The organism is Kaistia granuli DSM 23481, assembly GCF_000380505.1.
Taxonomy (GTDB): Bacteria; Pseudomonadota; Alphaproteobacteria; order Rhizobiales; family Kaistiaceae; genus Kaistia; species Kaistia granuli.
Genome location: NZ_AQYH01000001.1, coordinates 1 through 11,064, shown reverse-complemented (window position 1 = coordinate 11,064; position 11,064 = coordinate 1). Strand labels below are relative to the sequence as shown.

The window sequence follows — 11,064 nt, the reverse complement described above, 5'->3', positions numbered from 1 at the left end:
GGCTCCGGCCCGCGTCGGATTGTCCCGTTGTACCGCCACAACCCATGAGGATCGCGGCGACAGGGACGACTAGAGCACGTATTTCCGGCTGATTTCCGCGACATTGGCGGTGCCGGCGATCATCATCGTGCGTCGGAGCTCGGCCTGGATCTGCCCGAACACGCTCTCCACGCCTTTCGCGCCGCCGAGCGCCAGACCGTAGAGAACGGGCCGTCCGAGCGCGACCGCATTGGCGCCGAGCGCGATCGCCTTGAACACATCCGTGCCACGACGGACGCCGCCATCCATGATGATCGGCACCCGGCCCTTGACGGCGCCCGCCACCGCCGGCAGCGCGTCGATCGCCGCCTGCACGCCGTCGAGCTGGCGGCCGCCATGGTTCGAGACCTGAATGCCGTTGACTCCGCGCTTGATCGCCTTCTCGGCGATGTCGGGCGAGAGGACGCCCTTGAGTATCAACGGAAGATCCGTCGTTTCCTTGATGAAATCGACATCCTCCCAGCTCAGGCTCGATTTGAACGTCGCCGTGCCGCTGTTGACGAGTGGCAGGCTCGGCGGAAAGGCGAAGCCGAGACGGGCCGTCTCGTCCGACGCCCCCGGGGCGAAGGCGTCGATGGTGAAGACGATCGCCGAATAGCCGGCCTTCTCGGCCCGCTGGATCAGCCCGCGCGACAAGGCGCGGTCCTCCTGCAGGTAGAGCTGGAACCATTTCGGCCCGGTCGACGCGGCGGCGACGTCCTCGAGCGTCTTGTTGGCGGCGGTGCTGACTGTCATCAGCGTGCCGGCGGCGGCGGTCCCGCGCGCCGTGCCGATCTCGGCGGTGACGTGCGCCAGCCCGTGCGCGCCCATCGGCGCGGTGATCACCGGCATGCTGAGATCCTGGCCGAACAGGGTGACGGCCGTCTCGGGAGCGGGTTTGCCGACCAGATAATGCGGCCGGAGCTGGATGCGCTCGAAGGCGGCGAGGTTGTCGCGCAGGGTGACCTGATTGTCGGCGCCGGCCGAGATATAGGCGAAGCCGCCCTTCGGCAAGACCTCGGCCGCCGCGACCTCGAGATCGTTCAGATTGACGATCTTCAGCGCGGCTTCGCCGACGGGCTGCTGGTAGCCGGCGTCCGCCGGAGCCGCGGCCTTGGTGCCTTTTGCGGCTTTGGGGGCGGCCGCATGGGCCGCCGATTGAGCCAAGAATACTCCCGCACCCGCGACCGCACCCACCCTGACGAAATCGCGCCGCGAGACTTCTGAACTCATCATCCACCCTTCCATCCGGGATCCATGCGCCTAGCCCAAGCCAAGATAGGTGCGTCGATCCAAGAGGTTAAGGCACAACCGGGTAGAAATGAGGGCGGCCTGCGGCAGGATTGGGGAAAGGCGTCACAGCCACACCCCAGCTGTGTCACGCCGCTCGCCACGCGGACTGAAACAGTAAGGCTGCCCTACGTCACGCGATGCCGCCCGCGAAGGCGATTTCATCCCCACCTAAGTCGATCACAAGAACGTGATCGACGGGCTGGAACCTTGCGCCCTGAGGGTCAGCCGCCTGACTTGGCGGCGAGCCGCCTCATCGCGCTGGCATATTGGGCGTCGGCCTGCGCCTGCGTCAGCTGGCGGCTGTCGACCTTCTTGGCGAGGTTCAGGCGCAGCGCCTGCTGCTGCTCCAGCAACCGCTTGTCGGCGAAATCGTCCGGGTACTTGTTTTCCGCCTGGCTCAGGCAATTGGCCCGCCCTTCGCGGGTGGTGATCCTGCCGCTGTCATAGGCGGCCTGGCACGCTCGACGCGCCTGTTCCAGCCCGCTTCCCGCCGTCATAACTGGCTGGGTCGTGGTGCATCCCGCGACCAGACCGATCAGCGCCAATACTGCCTTGCGCATTTTCGCCTCCCGTTTTGCGCAGCATTCATTCCATAGCTAACAAATTCCTCCGCTACTTTCCCTAACGGAATAACAGCCGTTTGAACGCAATGAATTGATTTGCATCGCGCGAGATAGCGTGTCGATGAAGATGACCTTGAGGCTACGAGCCATGGCCTTGCTTGCGATGCTTTTCTGGCCACCTTCAGCGCATATCGAAGAATTCCTGGTGGAACCTCTGTTCTGCGGGAAACCCATGCGAGGCAAAGTCCCGTTTCAGCGCCGCGCCGAACTCGGCGGGACCGCAGAACCAGATGCTGGCCTCCCGCCAATTCGGAACTGCCTCGCGAATGCGGGCACCGGTCAGCCGACCGTCGCGCGCGCTGATCAGCAGGTGCAGGCGCGCCCCGGCCGCCTTGGCATCGGCGTCGAGCCTGGCAAGCGCCGCCGCATCCACATCGCTGGTGGTGTGGAACAGATCGACTTTCTGCCCTTCCGGCCAATCCGGCGCCGCGGCGCACAGGGCCAGATGCTTCATGCGCGCGATGAAGGGGGTAATGCCGATGCCACCACCGACCCAGATCTGATGGGTGCAGTCGTCGTCGAAGGTGAAGCAGCCATAGGGCCCCTCCACTCGCACCTCTTGCCCCACCCGGAGCCGTTCCCTGAGCCGGCTGGTATGGTCACCCAGCGCCTTGGTCACGAACGTGATTCGCGGACGGTCCGGCTGCCAGTCCGAGGCGATGGTATAGGCATGCGCCCCCTCGGCGGCATCCGACATCGCAAAGGCAAACTGGCCAGCCCGATGCCCCGGCCAGCCGGCCGCCAGATCGATGGTGGTTTCGAGCGACTTCACCCCGGGATAATAGTTGAGTTCCGCAATTCTTCCCGTCACCTGCCGCGCGCGCCCCACCCGACGCAGCAGCACGATGATCGCGGCGAACGTGCCGCCGGAAAGCAGCACCGCCATCGCGAGTCCGAGCGGCGTGATCCAATCGGAGAACCTGATCAGCACCACCGTGTGGAACACCAGCGCCAGATAGGCGACCGCCAGCACCCGGTGGGTCTTGTAGAACCATCGGTAGGGAAACACGCGGATCAGCGCCAGCAGGATCAGCGCGACGACCACGTAGAAGGCCCATTCGCCGATGTCCTCGGCCGTGCCGCGCAGGCCCAACAGGAAGGCCTCGATCGGGTTTTCAATCGGCAGACGGGGGCCACGCGCGGGGCGCTCCAGCAGACCCCAGCCAACGGCCCATTTGGGACCGCGGGACCACAGCCAGTGGAGGATGGCGACGATGAGGGCGGTGACGCCAAGCCATTTGTGCAGGCGGTACATCTTGTCGAGCCCGCCCATCCAGCGCTCGGGCCAGCGCGGCCGCAAGGCCAGCATCATCGCAACGCTCATCGCAGCGATGGCGAGAACGCCGGTGTATTGCACCGCTAGGGTCCGGATCGGGAACAGCCCGCTCACCTTGAGGAACCCGGGCTCCGCCAAGATCCAAAGCAGGGAGATGAGAACGAGGATGCCGACAAGGGCTAGCTGGATGTGTCGCATGGGTCCGGCTCCATACAGGCCACGACAATCTGTCGCTGGCCCTCAAGCCAGTAGCATGGGCTCGCTTGCTCATCCACGATGTGAAAGCAAAAGCCTACCCACCACCATCTCCCCGCCCGTCTTCGACTACGTGTTCAGGATGGCGGCTTGAGGAAAACCGCCCACCGCGCTCCCCGACCGCCTCGTCATTCATTGCGCGTTCAGGTTGAATCAGCGAGCTTGACGCTCGTTGGTATCCACGAGAACCGTCCGCTATACGCGGGCCTTAGGGGAATCATGAAGAAACTAGCTCTTACCGTCGCAGCCGCTTCGGCGTTAGCCATGGTGTCGAACGCAGCTTATGCGCAGTGCATGATCTATTCGCAGCCAAACTACCAGGGCGCCGCAGGAATCATCCAGCCGAACGATGTCGTATTTTTTCATAGCAACGGAACGTCTGGTCTTGAAAAGGAATACCGAGCTTTCAACGATCCGAGCTGGCTCAATAACCTTAAGTCGAGCAAGGTCGCTGGCTCCTGCAAGCTGATAATTTACGAGGACGCCAAATTCCCGAGCACTAGGAGCGACTATAGGGGCGAGACGCCGAAGCACAAATATGACGAAGCTGGCGTAGCAGTCTGCGACTGCAAATAATTCTCGGGTGGCAAAGCCCGGCTCTGTGTTCGTACGGGGCCGGGCTTTTTCGTGGCCAGAATTCAGACCGCGCTACCCCGAACCATGTCGCATCGATGTCGCGTGGATTTGCGGGGGTCTGTTGGGAATCGTTGGAAGCAAGCCATCCCGTGGCGCATTCCATGTGCCATCCATGTGCCATTGGTTCGCCGGGGGCGGTGGTGGGGTGGTGTATTATCAAGGGGTTAGCCGTGGCACATGGCGGCCCACGCGGCGATCAAGTCGCAAACTTTGCGACTTGGTAAGTATTTGATTTCATTAGGAGAAAGGGTGGTGCCCAGACGCGGATTCGAACCACGGACACGCGGATTTTCAATCCGCTGCTCTACCAACTGAGCTATCTGGGCCCAGCGATTGACCCGGAAAACGTGGGTCAGTCGCGAAGTCACGGCCTTATAGGCGACGCTTCAGAACGTGTCCAGAGGGCGGGAGCCAGAAGATCACAGCCTGTGAACAAACTCCGGATTTTATCCGGGCCGGCGGAATGGCCGGTCGGCCAGCCTCAATCATCCTCGTCATTGCCGGCGTCCCGCTCGACGACCGGGATGGCATAGGCGCCCGACAGCCAGCGATGCAGGTCGACATCCTTGCAGCGCTTCGAGCAGAACGGATAGAAGGCGCGAACCGTGTCCTTGCCGCAATTGGCGCAGGGTCGCGGGGCGCGCAAAGGCAGGATCTCCGCGACCTTCGGGGCAGCGGGCTTGTTGTCGTCAGTCATGGGTATCTGTCCTTGTCAGGCCGGCCCGAGCCAGCCCTTGCGAACGGGGAAGCCTTCCCCGTCGAGCATGGCAATCGTCTCGTAGAGCGGCAGGCCGACGACGGATGTGTAGGATCCGACCAGCTTGACGACGAACGTGCCGGCGAGGCCTTGGATGGCATATCCGCCCGCCTTGTCGCGCCATTCTCCTGAACCAAGATAGGTATCGATCTCCGGCCGGCCAAGCCGCTTGAAGCGCACCTTGGTCTCGACCAGGCGCTGGCGGACGGCGCCCTTCGGCGTCAGCAGGCAGACGGCGGTGTAGACCCGGTGCGAGCGGCCGGAGAGCATGCGGATGCACTCCGCCGCCTGGTCGTGGAACTCCGCCTTGGGCAGGATGCGCCGGCCGACGGCGACCACCGTATCGGCGGCGAGAATGTAGCTGTCGGCGAAATCGGGCGTGCGCGCCGCCATGCCCCGCGCCGCGTCCGCCTTGGTGCGGGCGAGCCGCTTGGCGAGGCTGCGCGGCAATTCGTTCTTGAGCGGGCTTTCGTCGACCGAGGTCGGCAGCAAACTGTCCGGTTCCAACCCTGCCTGGGCGAGGAGCTGCAGCCGTCGCGGGCTGCCCGATGCCAGCAGGAGTTTGGGAGTGCCTGTCATTCTTCCGTCCGGTCGAGAGTCGAGAGATACCGCGCGGGGCGGCGGCCGGACCGTAGCCGAATTGCCCGAGCAAGGAAACAGGAGCGCGGCGCGCAGCCGCCCTTCCCTAGCCGCTCGGCAGCGGCGTCCAGCCGAAGCGTTCCTTGATGCGCGTCCGCAGCTGGTCGCGGACATCGCGATAGGCGTCGAGGATCTGTTCGCGCGTGCCGCTGACCAGCGTCGGATCCGGTGTCGGCCAATACTCGACCATGACCGCCATGGTGCGCGTGAGCTCCAGCGCGCGGTGATGCGCCTGCGGCGACAGCGTCACCACGAGATCGAAATTCGTGTCCTCGAGCTCCTCGATCGTATGCGGTCGGTGGCGCGCCAGATCGAGACCGCTTTCCTCCATGACGACCGTGACGAAGGAATCGGGATCGCCCTTGCGCACGCCGGCGGAGGCGACATAGAGGCGGGGAAACAATTGCGCCGTGATCGCCGCCGCCATCGGCGAGCGGATGGCGTTCATGCCGCACATGAACAGCACGGAGGCCGGTGGCCGCGCATCGCGGGGCTGGAGCACACCCGGAGCATCGGCTGCGGCCAAGGTTCAGCCTTTCCAGTGCAGCGCGCAGATCAGCGTGAACAGACGCCGCGCCGTCTCGAAATCGACCAGGATCTTGCCGGCGAGACGCTGCATCAGCAGGCGCGAGCCGTCGTCATGCACGCCGCGCCGCCCCATGTCGATCGTCTCGATCTGGCTCGGCGTCGCGGTCCGGATCGCGGCGTAATAGCTGTCGCAGATCAGGAAATAGTCGCGCACGATCTTCCGAAGCGGCGTCAGCGACAGCGCGTGCAGGATCAGCGGCGCGTCCCCCTCGTCGCGGACGTCGAAGACGAGCCGGTTCTCGAGGATGGCGAGATGCAGTCGGTAGCCGCTGGCGGGATGATCCGGCAGCGTGAAGCGGTTGTCCTCGACCAGATCGTAGATGGCGATCCGGCGCTCGTGATCGACATCGGCCGAGGCACGGCCAAGGGTCGCGCCATCGAGGTCGACGGCAACGAGCTTGCCGGCGATCTCAGGCTCGGAAGCGTTGGCCATGTCGGGTTCCGCGTTCATCGATCGGCGGCTCGATCCTGCTACAGATTGAGCCGGATCGCCACCGAGCGGGCATGGGCGCCCAGCCCTTCGGCCTCGGCCAAGGCGATCGCCGCCGGTCCGAGCACGCGAAGCTGCTCCGGCCCGGTCCTGAGGATCGAAGTCCGCTTCATGAAGTCGAGCACAGAGAGGCCGGACGAGAAGCGGGCCGAGCGCGCCGTCGGCAGCACATGGTTGGATCCGCCGACATAATCGCCGATCACTTCCGGCGTCGTCCGGCCGACGAAGATCGCGCCGGCATTGCGCACCTTCTCGACCAGCGGCTCCGGATCGGCGACGGCGATTTCGAGATGTTCCGGCGCCATGCGGTCGGACAGCGGCACGGCGTCCTCGAGCGAGGCGACAACGATGATCGCGCCATAGTCGCGCCAGCTCGCCGCCGCCGTCTCGCCGCGCGGCAGGCTCTTGAGCTGGCGTTCGACCGCCTGCTCGACCGCGTCGGCGAGCTTCGGATCATCCGTCATCAGGATCGACTGCGCCGCCGTGTCATGCTCGGCCTGCGCCAGAAGATCGGCGGCGATCCAGTCGGGATCGTTGTCGCCATCGGCGATCACCAGCACTTCCGACGGGCCGGCGATCATATCGATGCCGACCGTGCCGAACACCTGGCGCTTGGCCGCCGCGACATAGGCATTGCCCGGGCCAACGATCTTGTAGACCGGCTTGATGGTGTCCGTGCCATAGGCGAGCGCGGCAACGGCCTGGGCGCCACCGATGCGGTAGAGCTCGTCGACACCGGCGAGCCGGGCCGCGACCAGCACCAGCGGATTGACCACGCCATCGGGCGTCGGCACCACCATGACGAGCCGATCGACGCCGGCGACCTTGGCCGGCACGGCGTTCATCAGCACCGAGCTCGGATAGGAGGCGGTGCCGCCCGGCACATAGAGGCCGACGGCCTCGATCGCCGTCCAGCGCGAACCGAGCTCGACGCCGAGCGCATCGGTGTAGCGATCGTCGACCGGCTTCTGGCGGGCGTGGTGCGACTGGATGCGGTCGCGCGCCAGGACGAGGGCGGCGCGGGTGCGGTCGTCGACGAGCTTGTCCGCCGCCTCGAACTCGGCGTCCGAGATGCGCAACGCCCCGGCCGCAAGCTCCAGCCGGTCGAAGCGCGCCGTATAGTCGAGCACGGCGGCGTCGCCGCGCGCCCGAACATCGGCCAGGATGCCGCGCACCGTGGCGTCGACATCTTCCGAGACCTCGCGCTTGGCGGCAAGCAACGCGCGGAAGCGCGCCTCGAAATCGGGATCGGTTTGGGACAGGCGAATGGCCAAGACGTCGGCTCCTCAGATGCGAGCGTCGTCTCTAGCGCGGTTCGGGCGGAGGGGAAAGGCCGCAAAAGGCAGCAGGCGGGAACACCGGCTCGCCGAAGCTGAACGGGGCGGACGCGTCAGGCACGCCCGCTCCCCGCCATCCGCGTCGTCAGGCGGTGGTTTCTTCGCCGAGGCTGTGCTCGGGGCAGCAATGGGTCGACCAGGCGGGACCGAGATCGCGGACAGCCGCCTCGATGCACTCGACGTCGAGCGCGATGGCGCCGCCGCCGGCGAAGATCAGCGTGATCGTGCCGGCCGGTTCGTCGCCGGGCTCGAAGGCGATGGCGAGAAGATCGAGAACGGCGTCGGGCCGGCTGCGGTCGATGCCGCTCGAACGGACCGCGAGGACGCGGTCAAAATGGAAGCCCGAACGACGTCGCTCCCAGTTCTTCTTGCTCGACGGGCCCTCCGCCTGCTTTTCCCAGACGAAGCGGTTGATGACGCCGGCAAAACGCTTTTCCTTCGGAATGAAGGCGATGTCGCCAACCTTCAGTACCGCGTCCTGAACGTGAGCGGAAACGACGGCGAGGTCCTCGGCGTCGAACGCGGCGAGTTTAAGCTGATCCATGGTGACACCTGTCGGCCTGTTTACTTGATCCGACAGGTAGGGACTGTGTGGCTACTCCGCAACAGGTCGTTTGCGGAAAGCCGCCAGTTGACCCGTCGCGCCGGCAATCAGCCCGAAATCCGCTCGATCGTCGCGCCGCAGCGCGACAGCTTGTCCTCGAGCCGCTCGAAGCCGCGATCGAGATGGTAGACGCGGTTGACGATCGTCTCCCCCTCGGCCACCAGGCCGGCGATGACGAGCGACACGGAGGCGCGCAGATCGGTTGCCATGACGGGCGCGCCCTTCAGGCGCGGCACACCGACAACGGTGGCGTTCTGGCCGTCGAGATGGATCTCGGCGCCGAAGCGGGCGAGTTCCTGCACGTGCATGAAGCGGTTCTCGAAGATCGTCTCGCGAATCACCGAGGTGCCCTCTGCCCGCGTCACCAGCGCCATCAGCTGCGCCTGCAGATCGGTCGGGAAGCCCGGGAACGGCTCGGTCGAGATATTGACCGGCTTCAGATCGGCGCCGTTGCGGTAGACGCGCAGGCCCTCATTCGTCTCGGTGATCTCGGCGCCGACCTCGCGGAGGATTTCAATCGGCCGCTTGAGATCGTCGGCGCGGGCGCCTTCGAGCAGCACGTCGCCGCCCGTCATGGTGACGGCCATGGCATAGGTGCCCGCCTCGATGCGGTCCGGCATGACCGAATGGCGCGCGCCGTTCAGGCGGGTGACGCCCTCGATGCGGATGGTCGACGTGCCGGCGCCGGTGATCTTGGCGCCCATCTTGATCAGGCACTCGGCGAGATCGACGACTTCCGGCTCGCGCGCCGCGTTCTCGATGATCGTCTCGCCCTTGGCGAGCGTCGCCGCCATCAGCGTCACATGGGTGGCGCCGACCGAGACCTTCGGGAAGGTAACATGGGCGCCCTTGAGGCCGTCCGGGGCGCGGGCGATGACATAGCCGCCCTCGATGTCGATTTCGGCGCCCAGCGCCTGCAGCGCCTCGAGGAACAGATCGACCGGACGGGTGCCGATGGCGCAGCCGCCGGGCAGCGAAACCTTGGCGAAGCCCTCGCGGGCGACGAGCGGGCCGATCACCCAGAAGCTCGCCCGCATCGCCGAGACCAGCTCATAGGGCGCCGTCGTGTCGACGATGGTGCGGGCGGTCAGATGCACCGTCTCGCCGGAGAGCTCCGCTTCGCCGAGGCGCTTGCCGGCCACCGTCATGTCCACGCCGTGATTGCCGAGGATCCGCTTCAGCTGGGCGACGTCGGCGAGCCGCGGCAGATTGGCCAGCGTCAGCGTCTCGTCGGTCAACAGGCTCGCGATCATCAGCGGCAAGGCCGCGTTCTTGGCGCCGGAGATCGGGATCGTGCCGTTCAGACGCGCGCCACCGACGATGCGGATTCTGTCCATGAGCAGCCAAGCCTTTCGAAGCGAAGGTGTCGAGCAGCGGCGAACATTGAATGCGTGCCCCACCCCGGATGGTAGTCGCTCTAATGCAGGAATGCGGCTGATACAAGGAAAAGCCGGCTTGATTTTCGCTCAGGCGTCGGGATCGTCGGCATCGGTTTGCTGCCCGGCCTGACGGGCCGCGCGCGACGCCGCCTTCCGGCGGGCGAGATTGGCGCGGAGCGCCGCCGCGAGCCGATCCTCCTGCGCCTTCGCCGCGCGGGCCACCGAGGCCTTGGCGGCGGAAGGCTTGCCGGCGGCGGACACATCTCCCGGCGCGGCCACGGCATCCGAAGCGTTCGCTTCATCCGCAGCCGGTGCTGACGCGCCGGTGGAAACGCCAGAAGGCATTGCGGTCGGGACGGCCTCGCCGAAGCCTTCCGCGCCCGCCGGGATCGTCCCGGCATCCGGTGCCTGGGTGTTCGCGCTCTCGCCGGCGGAGGTCGCGGCGATGGCAGCCTTCAACTTGGTTTTGTCGGCAGCGTCGGGATCGGTCATGAAGGTCTGGATCGTCTTGTGTTTCTGAGTCTTTGAACTTGCGGCTTTGAAGTCTGAGGCTTGGGCCTTCCGGCAATTCGGCCCGGAGTGACAGTTTCGGTCTGGCTAGCTCTGAGTTTTGCCTGATCGTATCCGGCTGGTTCGTCCCGCGTCTCGCGATTGTAGGCCGGCTTCTTCCTGCTCCGCTTTGCACTTCGGCCCCTGCGGCCGATCGCGAGGGACGTAGCACAACCTCGCCCATCGAGGCGACGGCGTGATCGGACCACTATAGATCAAATCCTGGCAGAGCTGTCCTCGCATGCGCCTCCGGCTCGACAGCCGGCTGCCTCATCCCGAGCGTCCGGTCTGCCGCCGCCCGGCCCGTTGCGATAGACTCTGCGTTGGCAGAGCCGTGGTTCCGCGCCGGTCCTCGCCCGCTGCAAGTCCGATTTCCGGTATTTATTCGCACATTTCGCACTTCTTGGACGAAAGGCTGGGGAGCAAGGCGAGAGCGGCTTGATCCGGCCGCTTCGCTGTGGCAGTAAGACCGCCGTCCGGGGACGTTGCCCCGCAGCGCTGCAGTAGCTCAGTGGTAGAGCACTCCCTTGGTAAGGGAGAGGTCGAGAGTTCAATCCTCTCTTGCAGCACCATTTCCCTCAATAAAATCAAATACTTACTGCCAAGCTAGAAACGCCCTA

Annotated in this window: 12 protein-coding genes and 2 tRNA genes; 2 read left to right on the top strand and 12 right to left on the bottom strand. The window is 65.5% G+C overall.

Annotated elements, in window-relative coordinates; genetic code table 11:
- Positions 1-69 precede the first annotated feature (69 nt).
- From G342_RS0100070 to G342_RS0100060, 3 genes are all read right to left on the bottom strand, one after another.
- Complete coding sequence (locus tag G342_RS0100070) at positions 70-1,185, bottom strand: alpha-hydroxy acid oxidase (protein ID WP_018181050.1); 1,116 nt, start codon at positions 1,183-1,185, stop codon at positions 70-72.
- A 347-nt stretch (positions 1,186-1,532) separates the two neighbouring features.
- Positions 1,533-1,871, bottom strand: a complete 339-nt coding sequence (locus G342_RS0100065) for a hypothetical protein (protein WP_018181049.1) — start codon at positions 1,869-1,871, stop codon at positions 1,533-1,535.
- Positions 1,872-2,055: 184 nt separating this feature from the next.
- Positions 2,056-3,408: a ferredoxin reductase family protein gene (locus G342_RS0100060; RefSeq protein WP_018181048.1), complete on the bottom strand. Its 1,353-nt coding sequence runs from the start codon at positions 3,406-3,408 to the stop codon at positions 2,056-2,058.
- A gap of 276 nt (positions 3,409-3,684) precedes the next feature.
- Between G342_RS0100060 and G342_RS0100055 the strand changes: the two genes are divergently transcribed.
- On the top strand, positions 3,685-4,041 hold the full coding sequence (locus G342_RS0100055; RefSeq protein ID WP_040877937.1) for a hypothetical protein: 357 nt from the start codon (positions 3,685-3,687) through the stop codon (positions 4,039-4,041).
- 310 nt (positions 4,042-4,351) lie between these two features.
- Here G342_RS0100055 and G342_RS0100050 read toward each other — a convergent pair.
- From G342_RS0100050 to G342_RS0100010, 9 genes are all read right to left on the bottom strand, one after another.
- Positions 4,352-4,427: transfer RNA gene (locus G342_RS0100050), tRNA-Phe, on the bottom strand.
- Positions 4,428-4,582: 155 nt separating this feature from the next.
- Complete coding sequence (gene yacG / locus G342_RS22725; RefSeq protein WP_018181046.1) at positions 4,583-4,798, bottom strand: DNA gyrase inhibitor YacG; 216 nt, start codon at positions 4,796-4,798, stop codon at positions 4,583-4,585.
- A gap of 15 nt (positions 4,799-4,813) precedes the next feature.
- The gene (locus G342_RS0100040) at positions 4,814-5,437 is read right to left on the bottom strand and encodes a Maf-like protein (protein WP_026303954.1); all 624 of its coding nucleotides are present in this window, start codon (positions 5,435-5,437) and stop codon (positions 4,814-4,816) included.
- 106 nt (positions 5,438-5,543) lie between these two features.
- Positions 5,544-5,954 (bottom strand): arsenate-mycothiol transferase ArsC, encoded by a 411-nt coding sequence (locus G342_RS0100035; RefSeq protein ID WP_198010713.1) that lies wholly within the window; start codon positions 5,952-5,954, stop codon positions 5,544-5,546.
- 72 nt (positions 5,955-6,026) lie between these two features.
- Positions 6,027-6,518, bottom strand: a complete 492-nt coding sequence (locus G342_RS0100030; protein WP_026303952.1) for a UPF0262 family protein — start codon at positions 6,516-6,518, stop codon at positions 6,027-6,029.
- 38 nt (positions 6,519-6,556) lie between these two features.
- Entirely contained in the window at positions 6,557-7,849 is a 1,293-nt protein-coding gene (gene hisD, locus G342_RS0100025; protein WP_018181042.1) for a histidinol dehydrogenase, read from the bottom strand.
- 148 nt (positions 7,850-7,997) lie between these two features.
- A complete protein-coding gene (locus G342_RS0100020) occupies positions 7,998-8,456 on the bottom strand; it encodes a DUF2948 family protein (protein WP_018181041.1) in 459 nt (152 codons plus the stop codon).
- A gap of 107 nt (positions 8,457-8,563) precedes the next feature.
- Positions 8,564-9,853: a UDP-N-acetylglucosamine 1-carboxyvinyltransferase gene (murA, locus tag G342_RS0100015; protein WP_018181040.1), complete on the bottom strand. Its 1,290-nt coding sequence runs from the start codon at positions 9,851-9,853 to the stop codon at positions 8,564-8,566.
- A 129-nt stretch (positions 9,854-9,982) separates the two neighbouring features.
- Entirely contained in the window at positions 9,983-10,387 is a 405-nt protein-coding gene (locus G342_RS0100010; protein ID WP_018181039.1) for a hypothetical protein, read from the bottom strand.
- Positions 10,388-10,941: 554 nt separating this feature from the next.
- Between G342_RS0100010 and G342_RS0100005 the strand changes: the two genes are divergently transcribed.
- Positions 10,942-11,016, top strand: a tRNA-Thr gene (locus G342_RS0100005).
- Positions 11,017-11,064 lie beyond the last annotated feature (48 nt).